Source organism: Streptomyces coelicoflavus, from assembly GCF_003112555.1.
Taxonomy (GTDB): domain Bacteria; phylum Actinomycetota; class Actinomycetes; order Streptomycetales; family Streptomycetaceae; genus Streptomyces; species Streptomyces coelicoflavus.
The window spans coordinates 241641-261603 of sequence record NZ_BEWB01000003.1 but is presented as its reverse complement, the minus strand read 5'-3'; the positions used below and the strand labels follow the sequence as shown (position 1 = coordinate 261603).

The 19963-nt window shown below is 68.6% G+C and carries 19 protein-coding genes; 9 read left to right on the top strand and 10 right to left on the bottom strand.

Features of this window, described 5'->3' with window-relative positions; genetic code table 11:
- Positions 1 to 5: 5 nt before the first annotated feature.
- The 6 genes from gyrB to dnaA form a co-directional block, all read right to left on the bottom strand.
- Positions 6 to 2066, bottom strand: coding sequence for a DNA topoisomerase (ATP-hydrolyzing) subunit B (gene gyrB, locus Sco07f_RS06310; RefSeq protein ID WP_174855311.1), 2061 nt, complete (start codon positions 2064 to 2066; stop codon positions 6 to 8).
- Between the two features lie 434 nt (positions 2067 to 2500).
- On the bottom strand, positions 2501 to 3073 hold the full coding sequence (locus Sco07f_RS06305; protein WP_054102981.1) for a DciA family protein: 573 nt from the start codon (positions 3071 to 3073) through the stop codon (positions 2501 to 2503).
- Positions 3070 to 4191: a DNA replication/repair protein RecF gene (recF, locus tag Sco07f_RS06300; RefSeq protein WP_007388951.1), complete on the bottom strand. Its 1122-nt coding sequence runs from the start codon at positions 4189 to 4191 to the stop codon at positions 3070 to 3072. The genes Sco07f_RS06305 and recF overlap by 4 nt, the downstream gene beginning before the upstream one ends.
- A 64-nt stretch (positions 4192 to 4255) precedes the next feature.
- Positions 4256 to 5131: a phosphogluconate dehydrogenase (NAD(+)-dependent, decarboxylating) gene (gnd, locus tag Sco07f_RS06295; RefSeq protein WP_108987205.1), complete on the bottom strand. Its 876-nt coding sequence runs from the start codon at positions 5129 to 5131 to the stop codon at positions 4256 to 4258.
- Positions 5132 to 5339: 208 nt separating this feature from the next.
- Positions 5340 to 6470, bottom strand: coding sequence for a DNA polymerase III subunit beta (dnaN, locus tag Sco07f_RS06290; RefSeq protein ID WP_007388949.1), 1131 nt, complete (start codon positions 6468 to 6470; stop codon positions 5340 to 5342).
- A 943-nt stretch (positions 6471 to 7413) separates the two neighbouring features.
- A complete protein-coding gene (gene dnaA / locus Sco07f_RS06280) occupies positions 7414 to 9423 on the bottom strand; it encodes a chromosomal replication initiator protein DnaA (RefSeq protein WP_087790259.1) in 2010 nt (669 codons plus the stop codon).
- A gap of 377 nt (positions 9424 to 9800) precedes the next feature.
- On the opposite strand from dnaA, the gene rpmH reads away from it, so the two are divergent.
- The 9 genes from rpmH (at position 9801) to Sco07f_RS06235 (ending at position 16762) form a co-directional block, all read left to right on the top strand.
- Complete coding sequence (gene rpmH, locus Sco07f_RS06275) at positions 9801 to 9938, top strand: 50S ribosomal protein L34 (RefSeq protein WP_003975051.1); 138 nt, start codon at positions 9801 to 9803, stop codon at positions 9936 to 9938.
- A 21-nt stretch (positions 9939 to 9959) separates the two neighbouring features.
- On the top strand, positions 9960 to 10331 hold the full coding sequence (gene rnpA, locus Sco07f_RS06270) for a ribonuclease P protein component (protein WP_042822545.1): 372 nt from the start codon (positions 9960 to 9962) through the stop codon (positions 10329 to 10331).
- Entirely contained in the window at positions 10328 to 10702 is a 375-nt protein-coding gene (yidD, locus tag Sco07f_RS06265; RefSeq protein ID WP_007388924.1) for a membrane protein insertion efficiency factor YidD, read from the top strand. The genes rnpA and yidD overlap by 4 nt, the downstream gene beginning before the upstream one ends.
- Before the next feature lie 3 nt (positions 10703 to 10705).
- Positions 10706 to 12001 carry a membrane protein insertase YidC gene (gene yidC, locus Sco07f_RS06260; protein WP_007388923.1) on the top strand — a complete coding sequence of 432 codons (1296 nt, stop codon included), beginning with the start codon at positions 10706 to 10708 and terminating at the stop codon, positions 11999 to 12001.
- Between the two features lie 15 nt (positions 12002 to 12016).
- Complete coding sequence (locus tag Sco07f_RS06255; RefSeq protein WP_007388922.1) at positions 12017 to 12529, top strand: Jag family protein; 513 nt, start codon at positions 12017 to 12019, stop codon at positions 12527 to 12529.
- A 127-nt stretch (positions 12530 to 12656) separates the two neighbouring features.
- Entirely contained in the window at positions 12657 to 13376 is a 720-nt protein-coding gene (gene rsmG, locus Sco07f_RS06250) for a 16S rRNA (guanine(527)-N(7))-methyltransferase RsmG (protein ID WP_007388921.1), read from the top strand.
- Between the two features lie 269 nt (positions 13377 to 13645).
- The gene (locus Sco07f_RS06245; protein WP_161337117.1) at positions 13646 to 14719 is read left to right on the top strand and encodes a ParA family protein; all 1074 of its coding nucleotides are present in this window, start codon (positions 13646 to 13648) and stop codon (positions 14717 to 14719) included.
- Positions 14716 to 15816: a ParB/RepB/Spo0J family partition protein gene (locus Sco07f_RS06240; RefSeq protein ID WP_007388919.1), complete on the top strand. Its 1101-nt coding sequence runs from the start codon at positions 14716 to 14718 to the stop codon at positions 15814 to 15816. Before Sco07f_RS06245 ends, Sco07f_RS06240 begins: the two co-directional genes overlap by 4 nt.
- Before the next feature lie 328 nt (positions 15817 to 16144).
- Positions 16145 to 16762, top strand: coding sequence for a GNAT family N-acetyltransferase (locus tag Sco07f_RS06235; RefSeq protein WP_087790260.1), 618 nt, complete (start codon positions 16145 to 16147; stop codon positions 16760 to 16762).
- A gap of 89 nt (positions 16763 to 16851) precedes the next feature.
- Here the strand turns inward: Sco07f_RS06235 and trxA are convergent, their stop codons facing one another.
- From trxA to sigM, 4 genes are all read right to left on the bottom strand, one after another.
- Positions 16852 to 17184, bottom strand: a complete 333-nt coding sequence (trxA, locus tag Sco07f_RS06230; RefSeq protein WP_007388947.1) for a thioredoxin — start codon at positions 17182 to 17184, stop codon at positions 16852 to 16854.
- 39 nt (positions 17185 to 17223) lie between these two features.
- Positions 17224 to 18192, bottom strand: a complete 969-nt coding sequence (trxB, locus tag Sco07f_RS06225) for a thioredoxin-disulfide reductase (RefSeq protein ID WP_087790261.1) — start codon at positions 18190 to 18192, stop codon at positions 17224 to 17226.
- Positions 18193 to 18351: 159 nt separating this feature from the next.
- Positions 18352 to 19221 (bottom strand): RsmA family anti-sigma factor, encoded by an 870-nt coding sequence (locus tag Sco07f_RS06220; RefSeq protein WP_167468035.1) that lies wholly within the window; start codon positions 19219 to 19221, stop codon positions 18352 to 18354.
- Complete coding sequence (sigM, locus tag Sco07f_RS06215; protein ID WP_087790263.1) at positions 19218 to 19943, bottom strand: RNA polymerase sigma factor SigM; 726 nt, start codon at positions 19941 to 19943, stop codon at positions 19218 to 19220. Before sigM ends, Sco07f_RS06220 begins: the two co-directional genes overlap by 4 nt.
- Between the last annotated feature and the right edge of the window lie 20 nt (positions 19944 to 19963).

Genomic DNA, 19963 nt, shown 5'->3' with positions numbered 1-19963 from the left:
CCGACTCAGATGTCGAGGAAGCGGACGTCCTTGGCGTTGCGCTGGATGAACGCGCGCCGGGCCTCGACGTCCTCGCCCATCAGCACCGAGAACAGGTCGTCGGCCTGCGCGGCGTCGTCGAGCGTGACCTGGCCGAGCACGCGGTGCTCCTGGTCCATGGTCGTGATGCGCAGCTCCTCGGCGTTCATCTCGCCGAGACCCTTGAAGCGTTGGACCGAGTCCTCACGGATGCGCTTGCCGGCCTGGCGGCCCATCTCGATCAGCGCGTCGCGCTCGCGGTCGGAGTACGCGTACTCGAAGTCGTCCCGGCCCCACTTGATCTTGTACAGCGGCGGGCGGGACAGGTACACGTGTCCGGACTCGACCAGCGGCCGCATGAAGCGGAACAGGAAGGTCAGCAGCAGGGTGTTGATGTGCTGGCCGTCGACGTCGGCGTCCGCCATCAGGATGATCTTGTGATAGCGGAGCTTCTCGATGTCGAAGTCCTCGTGCACACCGGTGCCGAACGCGGAGATCATCGCCTGGATCTCCTGGTTCTGCAGGATCCGGTCGATGCGCGCCTTCTCCACGTTGAGGATCTTGCCGCGGATCGGGAGGATCGCCTGGTACTGCGGGTTCCGGCCGGACTTGGCGGAGCCGCCGGCCGAGTCGCCCTCGACGATGAAGATCTCGCACTTGGTCGGGTCGTTCGACTGGCAGTCGGACAGCTTGCCCGGCAGCGAGGCCGATTCCAGCAGACCCTTGCGGCGCGTCAGGTCGCGGGCCTTGCGGGCCGCCACGCGCGCGTGGGCCGCCTGGATGCCCTTGCGGATGATGTCCGCGGCCTCGTTGGGGTTGCGGTCGAGCCAGTCCGTCAGGTGCTCGTAGACGACCTTCTGCACGAAGGTCTTCACCTCGGTGTTGCCCAGCTTCGTCTTGGTCTGGCCCTCGAACTGCGGCTCCGCCAGCTTGACCGAGATGATCGCCGTCAGACCCTCGCGGATGTCGTCACCCGTGAGGTTGTCGTCCTTCTCGCGCAGCAGCTTCTTGTCGCGCGCGTACTTGTTGATCAACGAGGTGAGCGCCGCGCGGAAGCCCTCCTCGTGCGTGCCGCCCTCGTGCGTGTGGATGATGTTGGCGAACGAGTACACGCCCTCGGTGTAGCCGCCGTTCCACTGCATGGCGACCTCGAGGGACAGGCTCTTGTCCTTGTCCTCGGCCTCGAGGTCGATCACGGTCGGGTGCACCAGCTCTCCCTTGCGGGAGTTGAGGTACGTCACGAAGTCGACGATGCCGCCCTCGTAGTGGTACGAGACGCTCTTGTCCTCGTGCTTCTCGTCCTCGCCCGCCTCGTCCGCGCCGGCGGTGGCCTTCGCCGACTCGCGCTCGTCGGTGAGGTTGATCTTCAGACCCTTGTTGAGGAAGGCCATCTCCTGGAAGCGCCGGGAGAGCGTCTCGAAGGAGTAGTCCGTGGTCTCGAAGATGTCGCCGTCGGCCCAGAAGGTGACCGACGTGCCGGTCTCCTCGGTGGCCTCGTGCCGGGCCAGCGACGCCGTGGGGACGCCCAGCTTGTACTCCTGCGTCCAGCGGTGGCCGTCGGTCTTGACCTCCACCGCGACCCGCGTCGAAAGGGCGTTGACGACGGAGACACCCACGCCGTGCAGACCGCCGGAGACCGCGTAGCCGCCGCCGCCGAACTTGCCGCCCGCGTGCAGCACGGTCAGCACGACCTCCACGGCGGGCTTCCCCTCGGACGGGACGATACCCACCGGGATGCCGCGGCCGTTGTCCACGACCCGGACACCGCCGTCGGCGAGGATCGTGACGTCGATCGTGTCCGCGTGACCGGCCAGCGCCTCGTCGACGGAGTTGTCCACGACCTCCTGCACCAGGTGGTGCAGACCCCGTTCACCGGTTGAACCGATGTACATACCAGGTCGCTTGCGGACCGCGTCCAGACCCTCGAGGACGGTGATGGCACTGGCGTCGTACGAGTCGTGAGCCTCGCCGGGCGAGGTGCTCACCACGTCGTTCACGCCGGTGTCGGTGGACGGGTTGTTCTCGTTGGGGTTGCCGGAATCGGCCACGAAGCGCCCTTTCTGGCACAGCACGAGCCGGGCTCGTCGGCAGGTTGCCGGAGCGGCTGCGGCATGTCGCGTTGGTAAGCCTTGATCAGCGTTGCTCAGCTAGTCCCGGACGGTCCCCACGTTCGGGGCGGGATTCTCTCCCATTCTACCGGTACCACTGACACTGATGGGGGTTTGCCGGTGCCTGAGTCCGCATGTGCCGCCCTGAACGAGCCTTGTCCGACTCCCGATATGCGGATGGGGGCCTCAAGAGGCTCACAACGGCACTCAGCGCTTCGGGGCGTCAACCCTTTGCTACTTGGGAGTCAGATCCCGCTCCGGCGCCGCGCACAGAGGTACGACTCAGCGCGCGCCGGCGGTTCACACGGGCCGCCGTCGACCAATTTTGTGAGGTACATCACGTCTCCCTGACGGGGTGCCAGACCGCCCCGACGTCACCCGTAGGTGTCCCCCGGACCCTGGCTGCCGGGCGCCCGCAACGGCCCGTACCGGCGACCCGGACCACCCGCGCCACCGGGCCCCAGCACCTTGATCATCCGCACCGACCCGTGCCCCAGGTCCTCGTTGAGACGGGCCACCAGCGTCGGCGCGAGCAGCCGCAGGTTCGTCGCCCAGGCCGTCGAGTCGCAGCGCACCACCAGCACCCGCTCGTCCTCGTCGTACCGCTCCGGGACACAGTGCTTCGCCACGTCCTCACCGACGATCTGCGGCCAGCGGCCCATCACCCCGCCCACCGCGGCCGGCGTCTCCCACCCGCGTTCGGTGATCAGCCGGTTGATCGCCGAACCCAGCGCCATGGGGTCACGGCCGTCGGCCCGCGCGCCCGAGCGCAGACCGCCACGACGCGCCTGCTTCTTCTGCTGGGCCGCGTCCCCACGCGCGCGTGCCGCCTCCCGCGCCGCCCTGAGCGCCACGCGCGCGAGGTCGACGCCGGACGGCTCCGGGCCGCCGCTCCCGCGCTCGCCGGGGGACTGCCCGGGGCCCGGCTCCGGTACGTCCGCGCTCATACGCGCTCCACCGTGCCCTGCGCCACCGTGCACCGCGCCCCCGCCAGCACGTCCGGTACGTCGTCGTCGACCGCGGCCGTCACCAGCACCTGCTCCCCGGGCGCCACCAGCTCCGCCAGCCGCTCCCGGCGCCGCGCGTCCAGCTCGGCGAAGACGTCGTCCAGCACCAGCACCGGCTCGTTGCCCTCGGCCCGCAGCAGGTCGAAGGAGGCCAGCCGCAGCGCCAGCGCGTACGACCACGACTCGCCGTGGGAGGCGTACCCCTTGGCGGGCAGCGAACCGAGCTTGAGCAGCAGGTCGTCCCGGTGCGGACCGACCAGCGTGACGCCTCGCTCGATCTCCTGCTTGCGCGCCTCGGCGAGCGCCGCCATCAGCTGCTCGTACAGGTCCTCACGCGTGTGCGCCTCGCCGGGCGCCGACGGCTTGTACTCCAGGGCGACCGGACCCCCGCCAGGGGCCAGCTGCTCGTACGCCTTGTCGGCCAGCGGCTGCACGGCCGCGATCAGGTCCAGGCGCTGGGCGAGCAGCTCGGCGCCCGCGCGCGCGAGGTGCTGGTCCCAGACGTCGAGCGTGGACAGGTCCATCGTGCGCCCCCCGTGCCGGCGGGCCAGCGCGGCCGACTTCAGCAGGGTGTTGCGCTGCTTGAGGACCCGGTCGTAGTCCGAGCGCACGCCCGCCATCCGCGGGGAGCGGGCGGTGATCAGCTCGTCCAGGAACCGGCGCCGCTCGCCGGGATCGCCCTTCACCAGCGCCAGGTCCTCGGGCGCGAACAGCACGGTCCGTACGATGCCGAGCACATCACGCGGTCTGACCTGCGAGGACCGGTTGATCCGGGCACGGTTGGCCTTGCCCGGGTTCAGCTCCAGCTCGATCAGCTGCTGCCGTTCGCCCTGCCGGACCTGGGCCCGGATCACGGCACGCTCGGCGCCCATGCGCACCAGGGGGGCGTCGGAGGAGACCCGGTGGCTGCCGAGGGTGGCGAGGTAGCCGACCGCCTCGACGAGATTCGTCTTGCCCTGCCCGTTGGGCCCCACGAAGGCGGTGACGCCCGGGTCCAGGGGCACCTCGACCCGGGCGTACGAACGGAAGTCGGCCAGCGACAGATGCGTGACGTGCATGGTCGTGCGCCGACCTCCCGGGTGTTCGTCTTCGTCCCTCGGGCGCGAGGCCCTCGGGTGCTGCCTACTTCTTCTCGACCGCGTGGCCGCCGAACTGATTGCGCAGCGCGGCGATCATCTTCATCTGCGGCGAGTCGTCCTGCCGGGACGCGAACCGCGCGAAGAGCGACGCCGTGATCGCGGGCAGCGGCACCGCGTTGTCGATCGCCGCCTCCACAGTCCAGCGTCCCTCACCGGAGTCCTGTGCATAACCCCGGAGCCCGTCCAGGTGCTCGTCGTCGTCGAGCGCGTTGACCGCGAGGTCGAGCAGCCAGGAGCGGATCACCGTGCCCTCCTGCCAGGAACGGAAGACCTCGCGGACGTTCTCCACGGAGTCGATCTTCTCCAGCAGCTCCCAGCCCTCGGCGTAGGCCTGCATCATCGCGTACTCGATGCCGTTGTGGACCATCTTCGCGAAGTGGCCCGCGCCGACCTTGCCGGCGTGCACGGCGCCGAAGTCGCCCTCCGGCTTGAGCGCGTCGAAGACCGGCTGCACCTTGGCGACGTTCTCCGCGTCGCCGCCGTACATCAGCGCGTAGCCGTTCTCCAGGCCCCACACGCCGCCGGAGACGCCGCAGTCGACGAAGCCTATGCCCTTGGCCGCCAGCTCCCCGGCGTGCTTCTCGTCGTCCGTCCAGCGGGAGTTGCCGCCGTCCACGACGACGTCGCCGGGCTCCAGCAGCTCGCCGAGCCGGTCGACGGTGGCCTGGGTGGCCTCGCCGGCCGGGACCATCACCCAGACCACGCGCGGTGCGCTGAGCTTGCCCACAAGCTCTTCCAGGCTGTGGACGTCGGCGAGGTCCGGATTGCGGTCGTATCCGACGACGGTGTGGCCCGCGCGGCGGATCCGCTCGCGCATGTTGCCGCCCATCTTGCCGAGGCCGACGAGACCGAGCTCCATCAGTTGCGTTCCTTAGGTGTGCGAGGTGGCAAGGCGGCACCTCCGTACCCGCCGGATGCGTGCCGCGGCACTTTCGTACCCGCGTCGAGCCTAAACCCGGACGCCCGTGCACAGCTGTGGGCATACGCGCTCAGACGTATGCCCTCACCTGCGGGTTCGTCCCCACCCTGTGGACAGTCACCGACGGTGCACCGGCCGGATGCGCGGCTCAGCCGCTCAGCCGCACCGGCATGATCAGGTACTTGTAGGCCTCGTCCGCCTCCGCGTCCACCGCGGGCTTGCCGCTGAGCAGCGCCGGCTTCGTGGACGTCGTGAAGGAGAGCTGGGCGACCGGGGAGTCGATCGCGCTCAGGCCGTCCAGCAGGAAGGTCGGGTTGAAGGCGATCGAGATGTCGTCGCCCTCCAGCTGGGCGTCCACCCTTTCCACAGCCTGTGCGTCGTCGCTGGAGCCGGCCTCCAGGATGAGCACGCCCTGCTCGAAGCTGAGCCGCACCGGGGTGTTGCGCTCGGCGACCAGGGCCACGCGCTTGACGGCCTCCACGAAGGGGGCGGTCTCGATCACCGCGACACTGTTGAACTCGGTCGGGAACAGCGTCTTGTACTTCGGGAGGTCGCCCTCCAGCAGACGCGTGGTCGTCCGGCGTCCGGCACCCTCGAAACCGATCAGGCCCTCGCCCGCGCCCGAGCCGGACAGCGCCAGGATCACCTGGTCACCGCTGGTCAGCGCCTTGGCGGTGTCCTGGAGCGTCTTGGCGGGCACCAGGGCGACCGCGGAGATCTCCGGGTTCTCCGGCTTCCACAGGAACTCGCGGACCGCGAAGCGGTACCGGTCGGTGGAGGCCAGCGTCACCGAGTCGCCCTCGATCTCGATGCGCACACCGGTCAGGACGGGCAGCGTGTCGTCGCGGCCCGCGGCGATGGCCACCTGCTGCACGGCCGAGGCGAAGACCTCGCCGGGCACCGTGCCGGTCGCCTCCGGCATCTGCGGCAGCGCCGGGTACTCCTCCACCGGCAGGGTGTGGAGGGTGAACCGCGAGGAACCGCAGACCACCGTCGCCCGTACACCGTCTGTGGAAATCTCCACCGGCCGGTTGGGCAGGGCGCGGGAGATGTCCGCGAGCAGGCGGCCCGAGACGAGGACCGTGCCCTCCTCCTCGATCTCCGCCTCCACGGACACCCGCGCCGAGACCTCGTAGTCGAAGCCGGACAGGCTCAGCTGCCCCTCCTCGGCCTTCAGCAGCAGGCCCGCGAGGACCGGCGCCGGCGGACGGGCCGGGAGGCTGCGGGCCGCCCAGGCCACGGCCTCCGCGAGTACGTCGCGTTCCACCCGGATCTTCACTGTTGCCGCCTCCTGCTGTTGCCGGCGCTGTTCGCCCTGCTTCGCCTTCGTCGTCTGACCGGTGTCGTCCGCCGCTGTGAGGGGCAGAACACCGGGGACCAGTCTGACGCACCCCACTGACAGTAGGTGCCGTTCGGGGTCAAGTCGTGACGAGGGGCGGTCGGGCTCGAGAGGGCGAGTTGTGCACAGGACCCGCTTCGAAACGGATTCCGCACTCTCTCTAGTCGTCAGTAGTAGTAGGGCCTGTGGATACCGTGGATAACCTCGTTTGCGCAGGTCAGAGCACGAATTTTGTCCACGGACCCTGTGGGCGGAGCCGGTGGACAACCGGGCCCGTCTGTGGAGAACGGAAAGTTCTGCACACACCGTGCACAGGGAGAGGCGACTTCTCCCCAGCGCCGTCCCCAGCTTTACCCGTGTTTCCCACAGCCCAACCAGGCAGCCTGGTGTGACGCCTTTCACTCGACGCGGTGACAGGGCGCGTCGCGTTGCCGAACAGTGGACAGGCGTGTGGAGAAGCTGGGGATCGCTGGGGACAACTGCCGCCAGCCTGTGGGTTGCCCGTGGACAACTGAATGCACAGCCTGTGGATCATTTCTTCGTCCACAGCCTGTGGAGATCGCTCGTCCACGAATCCACAGGGAGCTGACCTGCCCTGATGATCCCTCACCAGCCTGGCCTGTGGACAGGATCGGGACAACTTCCCAGTCCCCAAGGTGTGGACGGAAAAAACTGACCGAATCTGTGGAGGACGGCCGTAACCCGGCAGGTATTCGAACAACGGACAGGACAGCCGTACGAGCCGGTGGAGCCACGGAGACGGGCGGGGGCGGGCGGAGGCGGGCATGAGCGGGCGGAGACACGGGCGGGGGCGGGCAGGAGACACGCGAGAAGGCGCCCCCGGGGGTCCCGGAGGCGCCTTCGTGGCCGGTGCCGGCGGTCGTCAGCCGTTCTTGATGCGGTTGGTGAGCTCGGTGACCTGGTTGTAGATCGAGCGCCGCTCGGCCATCAGATTGCGGATCTTGCGGTCGGCGTGCATCACCGTGGTGTGGTCCCGGCCGCCGAACAGCGCACCGATCTTCGGCAGCGAGAGGTCCGTCAGCTCCCGGCACAGGTACATGGCGATCTGCCGGGCCGTCACCAGCGCGCGCCCGCGCGAGGTGCCGCACAGGTCCTCGACGGTGAGGCCGAAGTAGTCGGCGGTCGCGCCCATGATGGCCGTCGAGGTGATCTCGGGGGCCGAGTCCTCGCCACCGGGGATCAGGTCCTTGAGGACGATCTCGGTGAGGCCCAGGTCCACCGGCTGCCGGTTGAGCGACGCGAAGGCCGTCACCCGGATCAGCGCGCCCTCCAGCTCGCGGATGTTGCGCGAGATCCGCGAGGCGATGAACTCCAGTACCTCGGGCGGGGCGTTGAGCTGCTCCTGCACCGCCTTCTTGCGCAGGATCGCGATGCGGGTCTCCAGCTCCGGCGGCTGGACGTCGGTGATCAGCCCCCACTCGAAGCGGTTGCGGAGCCGGTCCTCCAGCGTCACCAGCTGCTTGGGCGGCCGGTCGCTGGAGAGCACGATCTGCTTGTTGGCGTTGTGCAGGGTGTTGAAGGTGTGGAAGAACTCCTCCTGCGTCGACTCCTTGTCCGCGAGGAACTGGATGTCGTCGACGAGCAGGATGTCCATCTCGCGGTAGCGCTTGCGGAAACTGTCGCCCTTGCCGTCGCGGATGGAGTTGATGAACTCGTTGGTGAACTCCTCCGAGCTCACGTAGCGCACGCGCGTGCCGGGGTAGAGACTGCGCGCGTAGTGCCCGATGGCGTGCAGCAGGTGGGTCTTGCCGAGCCCGGACTCCCCGTAGATGAAGAGGGGGTTGTACGCCTTGGCGGGTGCCTCGGCGACGGCGACGGCCGCTGCGTGGGCGAAGCGGTTGGAGGCGCCGATGACGAAGGTGTCGAAGAGGTACTTCGGGTTCAGGCGCGCGGTCGGCTCGCCCGGGCCGGTGGCCGGCGCGGGCTGTGCGGCCAGCGGTCCGGGTGCTCCGGTGGCGGGTCCGGGGCCGACGGGGCCGCCGCGGTGGACGTGTCCGGAGCCGGCCGGGGGTTCGGGCAGGTCCCGGCGGGGACCGCGCTGGTCGTAGTCGCCGCGCTGCTGCTCGTAGTCCCCCCGCTGCTGGTCGTAGTCGCCGCGCGGGCCGTCGTACTCGCCCCGGGACTTCTCGTAGTCGCCGCGGGGTTTGTCGTAGTCGTTCCGGGGCTGCTCGTACTCGCCGCGGGGGGAGTCGTACGACGGGCGTTCCGGGGGCTGCGGCCGGTAGTCCTGCTGGTACGGGGCGTGGGGCTCGTGGGAGTAGGGCGGCGGCTCCTGGCCGTAGGGCTCCTGGGACGGGGACGCGTAGGGGTCCCGTTCGGGGAAGCCGAGGCGCTGCTGCTGCCAGCCGTAGTCGTCCTGCTGCGGGGGGCGGGGCCACGAGCCGGGCTCGGGGCGCTGGTACTCCTGCGGGTAGGCGGGCCGGGCGGTGGGGAGCTGGTCGGCGCGGTTGCCGGGCCCGCGGCCGTAGCCCTCGTACTCGTCGCGGTAGTCCTCGCGGCCGCCCTGGCCGGCGGGGAGCTCGGGCTCCTCGTAGCGGGGCTGGGGGCGGGAGGGGGGTGCCTGGGGCGCCTGCGGAGCCGGACCGGTGGGTTCGCCCGCCGTCTCGTCGACGGTGATCGCGATGCGGATCGGGCGGCCGCATTCGCGGCTCAGGGTCTCGCTGACGATCGGGGCGAGGCGGCCCTCCAGTACGCCTTTCGCAAATTCGTTCGGTACGGCGAGCAGGGCGGTGTCCGCGACCAGCGCGAGGGGCTGGCAGCGGCGGATCCAGTGCTCGTCCTTGGACTCGACTCCCTGCCCGCGGCCCTCTCCGAGGAGTTGCTCCAATACGCGTGGCCACACTGCGGCAAGATCGGCAGGTACGTCAGCCACAGGGCACGCTCTCTCACGAGTCCCTCGAAGGTGTGATTCGGGGACGGGTCGGGATGAAACTCGGTTGGGGCAGGGATAAGGGAACGAATCGGAGTCCAGTCACGGTAGTCAGCGCGACGGGTAGGGTTCAAGTTGTTGTCCCCAGCCTGTGGACAAGTGTCTCCCGGTCACCGCTGGTTTGACCGAATGGCGCAGTCGCACGTACCGTAACCAGGTCGAGTTGTCGATGGCTGCTGCCGCCTGCCTCCGATGGGCACAGGTCACGTCCAAGGTGATCGAAAAGCGGTGCACTCGGGCGTAACGCGAGCTACTCGTGGGCGCACGGTGACAGCCAGGACGGCACCCCGCCAACACCCGATTCTTTCTGGAGCCCCCGAGTGAGCAAGCGCACCTTCCAGCCGAACAACCGTCGCCGCGCGAAGACCCACGGTTTCCGGCTGCGTATGCGTACCCGTGCCGGCCGCGCGATTCTCGCGACCCGCCGCAGCAAGGGTCGCGCCCGTCTGTCCGCCTGATCCCGGTCAGGTCATGACATCGTGCTGCCCACCGAGAACCGGCTGAGGCGGCGCGAGGACTTCGCGACCGCGGTACGACGGGGCCGCCGGGCCGGACGCCCGGCTCTCGTCGTCCACCTTCGAAGCGGTGCCACGGACCCGCACGCGCCTGGGGAGAGCGCTCCCCGGACACGTGCGGGTTTCGTCGTGAGCAAAGCCGTGGGTGTCGCGGTCGTGCGCAACAAGGTGAAGCGCAGGCTTCGCCATCTGATGCGCGACCGGATCGACCTGTTGCCCCCCGGTAGCCTGGTAGTCGTACGAGCGCTGCCCGGTGCGGGTGACGCCGACCATGCACAGCTGGCCCGAGACCTGGACGCCGCCCTGGCGCGGCTACTGGGAGGGGGCGCGCGATGAAGTACCCGCTACTGGCTCTGATCAAGCTCTACCAGTGGACGATCAGTCCGCTGCTGGGGCCGGTGTGCAAGTACTACCCGTCGTGTTCCCACTACGGCTACACGGCCATCGACCGGCACGGAGCCGTCAAGGGCACGGCACTCACCGCCTGGCGCATCCTGCGGTGCAATCCGTGGTCGCTGGGCGGCGTGGACCATGTTCCGCCGCGCAAGCGTCCGCGGTGGCACGAAATGCTGCGTGCCGCCTGGCGGGCACGCAAGGGCGGGACCTCCGCCGCCGAACCGGCCACCGAAGGACGGCCCGCTCATTCGAGCCCGTCCGATCCTTCGAGCCCGGCCGCAGAGACCTCGCCCCATGCCCAAGGAGCATGATTAGTGGACACGATTGCCAGCCTCTTCAGCTTTATCACCTGGCCCGTCTCCTGGGTCATCGTCCAGTTCCACACGGTGTACGGGGCGATCTTCGGACCTGACACCGGATGGGCCTGGGGCCTGTCCATCGTGTCCCTGGTGATCCTCATCCGTATCTGCCTGATCCCGCTCTTCGTGAAGCAGATCAAGGCGACGCGCGGGATGCAGACGCTCCAGCCGGAGATGAAGAAGATCCAGGAGCGCTACAAGAACGACAAGCAGCGTCAGTCCGAAGAGATGATGAAGCTGTACAAGGAGACGGGTACCAACCCGCTTTCCTCGTGCCTTCCCATCCTGGCGCAGTCCCCGTTCTTCTTCGCCCTGTACCACGTGCTCAACGGCATCGCCTCCGGCGACACCATCGGCGCCGTCAACCAGGACCTGCTTCAGAGCGCGCAGAAGGCGCACATCTTCGGGGCCCCGCTGGCCTCCAAGTTCTTCAGCAGCGAGAGCGACGTCGCGGCCCTCAGCGCCTCCCTGACCGACGTCCGGGTCGTCACCGCGATCATGATCGTGCTGATGTCGGCCTCGCAGTTCTTCACCCAGCGCCAGCTGATGACGAAGAACGTCGACACCACGGTGAAGACGCCGTTCATGCAGCAGCAGAAGATGCTGATGTACGTCTTCCCCGTCATGTTCGCCGTCTTCGGTGTCAACTTCCCCGTCGGTGTCCTCGTCTACTGGCTGACCACCAACGTGTGGACCATGGGCCAGCAGATGTACGTCATCCGCAACAACCCGACGCCGGGCTCCAAGGCGCAGGCCGCCTACCTGGAGCGGCTGCACAAGAGCGTCACCGAGCACGGCAAGACCCGTGGCCGCGGCGAGAAGGCCATCGTGAAGGCCATCGTCGCCAAGGGCCGGGACCGCAACGAGGCCGAGCGCAAGTTCATCAACGGCCTGAACAAGGCGGGCATGGCTGCTCAGACCGATGGCAACGTGGTGAAGAACGACGCCGCCGTGGCCGCCCAGAGCGCGGACGGCTCGACCGTGACGACCGCGGGCCAGCCCAAGCGCCAGCAGCCCAAGCGCCAGAGCAAGTCCCAGCGCCAGGCCAAGCCCGCCGGCGAGGCCGAGCCGAAGACGTCGCTGACCAAGTCGGACGAGCCGGAGGACGCCAAGCCGGCCGGCAAGCAGGACGCCAAGCCCGCAGCCGGTGCCAAGAAGCCGGCCCAGAAGTCCGGCGGCGGTGGCCGCAGCAAGGCCCAGTCCGGACAGCGCAAGGGCCCGCAGCGGCCCAAGTCCCCGTCGAAGAAGTAAGAAGGAGTCCATCCCGTGACGGAAGGCACCACCTCCGCCGCTGCCGAGGGTGCAGACACCCTGTCCCGCCTCGAGCAGGAGGGCGAGATTGCCGCGGACTACCTGGAAGGTCTGCTCGACATCGCCGACCTCGACGGCGACATCGACATGGACGTCGAGGCCGACCGTGCCTCCGTCTCGATCATCAGCGACAGCAAGGGCGGAGACCTGCAGAAGCTGGTCGGCCGGGACGGCGAGGTGCTGGAGGCTCTGCAGGAGCTGACGCGCCTGGCCGTGCACCGGGAGACCGGTGACCGCAGCCGGCTGATGCTCGACATCGCGGGTTACCGGGCGGGCAAGCGCGCAGAGCTGTCCGAGCTGGGCGCCAAGGCCGCGGCCGAGGCAAGGAGCAGCGGCGAGTCCGTACAGCTCGAGCCGATGACGCCCTTCGAGCGCAAGGTCGTGCATGACGCGGTCAAGGCCGCGGGTCTGCGCAGCGAGTCCGAGGGCGAGGAGCCGGAGCGCTTCGTCGTCGTGCTCCCCGCCTGATCGGTTCCCTCTCGTTCTCCGGCCCCGTCTGTTGCGCAGGCGGGGCCGAATTTTGTCAGCCTGATAGTTCTGGTGGTTCTGGCACCGGCGCCCTGTGCCCCGGTGCCGTACGGAAGGACGGTCCCCCGTGTCGGAGGCAGCGGAGCTCCCCCCTGTACCCGAGCAGGCACGTGACGTGTTCGGTGATCGCTATGCGGACGCGGTCCGCTACGCGGAACTGCTCGCCGAGGCGGGGGTGAAGCGCGGGCTGATCGGTCCGCGTGAAGTGCCCCGGCTCTGGGAGCGGCACCTGCTGAACTGCGCGGTGCTCTCGGAGGTCGTACCCGAGGGAGTGACGGTGTGCGACGTCGGCTCGGGTGCCGGCCTGCCCGGGATCCCCTTGGCGCTGGTACGGGAAGACCTGAAGATCACCCTTCTGGAGCCGCTGCTGCGGCGCACGAACTTCCTCACCGAGGTCGTGGAGCTGCTGGGCCTGGACCACGTCACCGTGGTGCGGGGGCGGGCCGAGGAGGTCATGGGCAAGATGCCGCCGGTGCATGTGGTCACGGCCCGTGCCGTCGCTCCGCTGGATCGGCTCGCCACCTGGGGTATCCCGCTGCTGCGCCCGTACGGCGAGATGCTCGCTCTCAAGGGAGACACGGCCGAGGAGGAGCTGAAGGCGGCGACCGCGGCACTGAGCAAACTCGGTGCGGAGGAGACGTCCATCCTGCACGTCGGTGAGGGCGTCGTGGATCCCATGTCCACCGTGGTGCGGGTCGAGGTCGGCGAGAGCCCCGGCGGGGTGCGTTTCGCGGCTAAGCGGGCCAAGGCCGCTCGGACCGGACGGACGCGTCGGCGTCGCGGATAGCGTCCCGGCGGGTAGCGACTGGCGTACTCCACACAAGCTGCCCTGCCTACGTATGCCGGAGTGTCGCGACAGTTCGGCATGGGCTGCGCTGCATCGTGTTTCACGTGAAACGTCGCTCACTGCTGCACGGCATCATCAGTCGCGGCCGCGCCGCGGCCGACCCACGCGAACGGAAGCCTCTCGGGGCACTCGGAGAGGGCGCGGAGTTGTCCACAGAGGTGGATTTCTCCACAGAAGACCAGGCCTCACTGGTTCATGACCCCGAAGGCATGGGAGGCTCTGTTCATTGCGAGCCTGAAGTCGAGGAGAGTGAATCCTTGCGGTCCGACGCCAATATCGCGGGACCGATGACCGATCCGGTCCCCGGTCCCCGTACCGAGTCGTTGGGGGCGGATGTTTCACGTGAAACACCGCCTCCGATGGACGACACTCCGATCGGTCGTGCTGCCCAACTGGCTGTGGAGGCTCTGGGCCGTGCCGGCGAGGGACTGCCGCGGCCCGAGCAGACCCGGGTCATGGTCGTGGCGAACCAGAAGGGCGGTGTGGGCAAGACGACGACGACCGTCAATCTTGCCGCGTCACTGGCCCTGCACGGCGCGAGAGTCCTGGTCGTCGACCTCGACCCGCAGGGCAACGCCTCCACCGCGCTGGGTATCGACCATCACGCCGATGTGCCTTCCATTTACGACGTGCTGGTCGAGAGTCGACCGCTCTCGGAAGTGGTCCAGCCGGTCCCCGATGTCGAGGGCCTGTTCTGCGCGCCCGCCACGATCGATCTCGCCGGTGCGGAGATCGAACTGGTCTCTCTGGTCGCCCGCGAGAGCCGACTCCAGCGGGCCATCACGGCGTACGAGCAGCCGCTGGACTACATCCTCATCGACTGCCCGCCCTCCCTTGGTCTGCTGACGGTCAACGCGCTTGTGGCGGGCCAGGAAGTACTGATCCCGATTCAGTGCGAGTACTACGCGCTGGAAGGGCTGGGGCAGCTACTGCGCAACGTCGACCTGGTACGCGGGCACCTCAATCCCACGCTGCATGTGTCGACGATCCTCCTCACCATGTACGACGGCCGGACGCGGCTTGCGTCCCAGGTCGCGGACGAGGTGCGCAGCCACTTCGGCGAGGAGGTGCTGCGGACGAGCATTCCCCGCTCGGTCCGTATCTCCGAGGCCCCGAGTTACGGGCAGACGGTACTGACCTACGATCCAGGATCAAGTGGAGCCCTCTCCTACCTGGAGGCGGCCCGTGAGATCGCGCTGAAGGGTGTGGGCGTCAACTATGACGCGACCCACGCCCATGTCGGCGCTCAGAATGATCCGAACATGGTGGAGGGGATCCAGTGAGTGAGCGACGGAGGGGGCTGGGCCGTGGTCTGGGCGCACTGATCCCCAACGCCCCGACCGAGAAGTCGGTTGCCTCGGCAGCATTGGGGACCGCGGCTCCCGCGTCTTCAGGGACGATGCCTCTGCTGCCGAACGAACGCGGAGTGGCCGCGGCGAAGGTGGCCACACTGCCGCACGTTTCACGTGAAACGGAAGAGCCGACGGTTCTCCACGGTACGGAAGCGCTTCGTCCTCCCCTCGGGGCGCACTTCGCCGAGGTGCCTCTCGACGCCATTACGCCGAATCCGAAGCAGCCGCGCAAGGACTTCGACGACGACGCACTGGCCGAGCTCGTCACCTCCATCAGGGAGGTCGGTCTGCTTCAGCCGGTAGTCGTGCGGCCGACGGAGCCCGGGCGCTATGAGCTCATCATGGGCGAGCGTCGCTTCCGGGCCTGCCGAGAGCTGGAACTGGATGCCATCCCGGCGATCGTGCGGGCGACCGAGGACGAGAAGCTCCTCCTGGACGCCCTTCTGGAGAACCTGCACCGCGCTCAGCTGAATCCGCTGGAGGAGGCATTCGCCTATGACCAGCTCCTGAAGGACTTCAACTGCACGCACGACCAGTTGGCTGACCGCATCGGTCGTTCCCGCCCGCAGGTCTCCAACACGCTGCGTCTGCTGAAGCTCTCTCCGAAGGTGCAGAACCGGGTGGCCGCGGGTGTGCTCTCCGCGGGGCATGCGCGGGCCTTGCTGTCCGTCGACGACCCGGAGGAGCAGGACCGGCTGGCCCATCGCATCGTGGCCGAAGGCCTGTCGGTGCGGTCGGTCGAGGAGATCGTGACCCTGATGGGTTCCCGGCCGCAGAAGCCCCAGCGGGCCAAGGGCCCACGGGCCGGCTCGCTGGTCTCTCCGGCGCTCTCGGACCTGGCGACACGGCTCTCGGACCGCTTCGAGACCCGGGTGAAGGTCGACCTGGGACAGAAGAAGGGCAAGATCACCGTGGAGTTCGCCTCCATGGACGATCTGGAGCGGATCCTCGGCAGCCTGGCTCCTGGCGAGGGCCCCGTTCTGCAGAAGGGTCTCCTGGAGGACGAGGACGACGACGTCGAGTCCTGATAGCGGGGTGGCGGAGCGCCCGGCGGTGCTTCGCGAGCCTCAGGGCGGGCCGTGTCCGGTGCATACCGGAAACACGGTCCGCCCTTTGCTTTGCGTCGGTGTCGAGGCCACCGCATCGTGGATACGATGCGATCGGGATGGCGTTGTCACCTGGCAGTACCTCTGAGAGGAAGGCAGGGGCCATGCGAACGATGAGCCGCACCGAACTGGTGAGCGCGGGCTTGGGGCTGGGCGCGGTCGGTGGGTTCATCGGTAGCCTGCTCAGGGAACGGAGCGCTCTGACGGCCGCCCGAGACGCGGCAGGCGAAGGAAGCGAGGAACAGCCTTCATGGGGCGCCGGCTCGTACCGCTCACGCTCGACAACCTCCAGGACCTTCCCCAACGCTGTCGCTCGTGCGTCTTCTGGGAACTGGACCCCGTCAGCGGCGAGGCCGCGGTAAAGGCGGGCACATCCGCGCTGGAGAAGGAGTCCTGGATCTCCGCTGTCCTGCTGGACTGGGGGTCGTGCGGCCGGGTGGTCTATGTCGATGACGTGCCGGTGGGCTTCGTTCTCTATGCACCCCCGGCGTACGTACCGCGCTCGGCGGCCTTCCCCACCAGCCCGGTCGCCCCGGACGCGGTACAACTGATGACCGCGTTCGTGATCCCGGGGTACCAGGGTCAGGGACTGGGCCGAGTGATGGTCCAGACAGTCGCCAAAGATCTTCTGCGTCGCGGTTTCAAGGCGATCGAGGCTTTCGGGGACGCTCGCTGGAAGGAGCCTGCGTGCGTGCTGCCGGCGGAGCATCTGCTGGCGGTGGGCTTCAAGACGGTCCGGCCGCATCCCCGGCATCCGCGGCTGCGGCTGGACCTCCGGTCCACACTTTCCTGGAAGGAAGACGTGGAGATGGCACTGGACCGCCTGCTGGGTGCCGTCCAGAAGGAACCGGCACTGCGTCCGCTGTAGCGAGGCTTGGGAAGCTGCTGCAAGCCGAATGGGCCGACCCGTTCGGGTCGGCCCATTCGTGTTTCACGTGAAACGTCAGTCGGCGATCATCAGTCGGCGATGAAGTCCTCGAGGTCGCGGACGATCGCGGCCTTCGGCTTGGCACCGACGATGGTCTTGGCGACCTCGCCGCCCTGGTAGACGTTCAGGGTCGGGATGGACATGACGCCGTACTTGGCGGCCGTACCCGGGTTCTCGTCGATGTTCAGCTTGACGATCTCGATCTTGTCGCCGTACTCGGCTGCGATCGCTTCGAGGGACGGCGCGATCTGGCGGCACGGACCGCACCAGGCGGCCCAGAAGTCGACCAGGACGGGCTTGTCGTTCTTGAGGACGTCCTGCTCGAAGGTGTCGTCGGTCACGTGCTTCAGGGTGCCGGCCACGGCGGGCTCCTTAACTGAGTGGTGCGGGGGATGGGGTGGTCAGACGGCGGTCTTCTCGGGCTCGGCCTGGTCCTCGTCACTGAGGGCGGCGAGGAAGCGCTCGGCGTCGAGAGCGGCGGAGCAGCCGGTGCCCGCGGCGGTGATCGCCTGGCGGTAGGTGTGGTCGACCACGTCACCGGCGCCGAAGACACCCGTCAGGTTGGTGCGGGTCGAAGGCGCTTCGACCTTCAGGTAGCCCTCCGGGTCCAGGTCGAGCTGGCCCTTGAAGAGCTCGGTACGCGGGTCGTGGCCGATCGCGATGAACAGGCCGGTCACCGGCAGATCCGAGAGTTCGCCGGTCTTGACGTTGCGCAGCTTCAGGCCTGCGAGCTTCTGGTCGCCCTGGACCTCGGCGACTTCGCTGTCCCAGACGAACGAGATCTTGGGGTCGGCGAAGGCACGCTCCTGCATCGCCTTGGAGGCGCGCAGGGTGTCACGACGGTGGACGATCGTCACGGACTTCGCGAAGCGGGAGAGGAACGTGGCCTCCTCCATCGCGGTGTCACCGCCACCGATCACGGCGATGTCCTGGTCCTTGAAGAAGAAGCCGTCACAGGTCGCGCACCAGGAGACACCGCGGCCGGACAGTGCGTCCTCGTTCGGCAGACCGAGCTTGCGGTGCTGGGAGCCGGTGGTGACGATGACGGCCTTGGCCCGGTGGATCGTTCCCGCCGTGTCGGTGACGGTCTTGATCTCACCGCTGAGGTCGACGGCCACGATGTCGTCCGGGATCAGCTCGGCACCGAAGCGCTCCGCCTGGCCGCGCATGTTGTCCATGAGCTCGGGGCCCATGATGCCGTCCTGGAAGCCGGGGAAGTTCTCCACCTCGGTGGTGTTCATCAGAGCTCCGCCCGCAGTGACGGCACCCTCGAACACCAGCGGCTTCAGCGACGCTCGTGCGGTGTAGAGCGCCGCCGTGTAGCCGGCGGGCCCGGAGCCGATGATGATCACGTTTCGGACGTCGCTCACGGCTTCATTCCTCGTCTCTGGACTGCGTCTTCAGGGCCGGGTGGAGCTGCACTCGGAACTCTCACCCCACCTAACGGATCCTACGGGGCGCGCATTCCCGCTGTGTCCGGGCACACGGCATGCGTGCCGGACCGCACGGTGAAGGGGAGGCCTGCTCGACTACGAACGCGCGTAGGAGTGCTTCAGAAGGATCTTGGCCTTGCCGATCGCGGGCTGGTCCACACACGTCGACTCGACAATGTAGGCGGTGACCCGGGTGTCATTGGCCGCGTCGGGCATGACCACCAGCAGGGCTTCCTTGCCCTTGTAGACGCCCTGCTCCGTGGCGATCGCCGCGTCGTCGCGACCGATGCCCTTGCGAACGCACTCGGGGACGGTCGGCTGCTTGAACACATGGTTCTCCGCGGTCTCGCCACCGTTGTCGGACTCCAGACCGAAGCTGCGCGGTGTCCGGGAACCGTTCTGGGCGCTCCCGTCCGCGACGAGGCCGGTGACCTTGTCCTTGAGGTGTCCCTCGGAGAAGGTGTCCGCGAGCGCTGTCTGCTGCCCTTGTGCGGTGTCTTCGGACTGGCTTCCCCCGGTCAGAGAGGACACGATGACCGAGCCGAACCCGATCGCGGCAGCGGCGGCCACGGCGCCGAGGACAGCGATCCGTCGTCGTCCGCCTCGGCGGCGGTCCTTGCGGCCGGGTCCGGTCGAGGAGTGGCGAGGGTGCCCGGCGGGCCGACCGACCGGGGCCGACGTTTCACGTGAAACATGTGCGTCGTCGGCAACGCCCGGCTGCGGCTCGGCTGCCAGGGCGGCGTCGATACGGGCGGCCACGTCGTCCGGCATGGCGGCCGGGGGCGGCAGGGCGCCGAGCAGGCTCTGGACCTCTTCCAGCGAGGCGTAGACATCCGCACAGAGCGCGCAGCTTGCCAGGTGCCGTCGCACGTCGGTGGTGCGCGCGGAGGGGAGGATGCCTTCGGCGAGGTCGGAGATCTCCGCGACGTCCGGGTGTCCGGTCATGTCTGTCGTCGACGACGTCACGCTCGTCCACCTCCGCCCTTCACTGCGGCTGAATCGCTCGGTCCTGCCTCCGGCGGACCCGCACGCTGCGGTCCCGCTGCGGGTGGGACGGATGTCCCCTGCGTCCGGTTCCGCTCCACGCCGGGTTTCGTCCCCTCCCCGCTGCCGTCGGGCCGGAGGTGGGAGAGCAGCGGCAGGAGCCTGGCTCTGCCCCGGGCGCACCGGCTCTTGATCGTCCCAGTCGGTACGTCCAGGACACGGGCCGCCTCCGCGACGGGGTAGCCCTGCATGTCGACCAGGACGAGAGCGGCCCGCTGCTCGGCCGGAAGGGTGTCCAGGGCCTCCAGCAGCTGGCGGTGCACATCGTTGCGCTCGGCCGGCGCGGAGGCCGACTCGTGGGGCTCCAGGAGCCGATCCAGGCGCTCGGTGTCGTCGACGGGTGCGGTCTTGCGCGATGCTGCCTTACGGGCACGGTCCAGACAGGCGTTCACCGTGATCCGGTGCAGCCAGGTGGTGACGGCGGCCTGTCCGCGGAAGGTGTGGGCGGCCCGGTAGGCGGAGACGAGTGCGTCCTGGACGGCGTCGGCGGCTTCCTCGCGATCCCCCAGCGTGCGCAGGGCCACCGCCCAGAGACGGTCGCGGTGACGGCGCACCAACTCACCGAAGGCCTCCGGATCACCTTGGACGTGCCGGGCGAGGAGGTCCTGATCACTGATGCCGCCGTGCGCGGTGTCATCTGCCATCAGCCTCCTCCCCCTTCCCC

Excerpts from the sequence above, each read along its gene's own strand:
- Sco07f_RS06305 (WP_054102981.1), bottom strand. The coding sequence starts at position 3,073 with ATGAGCGCGGACGTACCGGAGCCGGGCCCCGGGCAGTCCCCCGGCGAG.
- recF (WP_007388951.1), bottom strand. The coding sequence starts at position 4,191 with ATGCACGTCACGCATCTGTCGCTGGCCGACTTCCGTTCGTACGCCCGG.
- gnd (WP_108987205.1), bottom strand. The coding sequence starts at position 5,131 with ATGGAGCTCGGTCTCGTCGGCCTCGGCAAGATGGGCGGCAACATGCGC.
- yidD (WP_007388924.1), top strand. The coding sequence starts at position 10,328 with ATGAAGTACCCGCTACTGGCTCTGATCAAGCTCTACCAGTGGACGATC.
- Sco07f_RS06245 (WP_161337117.1), top strand. The coding sequence starts at position 13,646 with ATGGGAGGCTCTGTTCATTGCGAGCCTGAAGTCGAGGAGAGTGAATCC.
- Sco07f_RS06235 (WP_087790260.1), top strand. The coding sequence starts at position 16,145 with ATGGGGCGCCGGCTCGTACCGCTCACGCTCGACAACCTCCAGGACCTT.
- sigM (WP_087790263.1), bottom strand. The coding sequence starts at position 19,943 with ATGGCAGATGACACCGCGCACGGCGGCATCAGTGATCAGGACCTCCTC.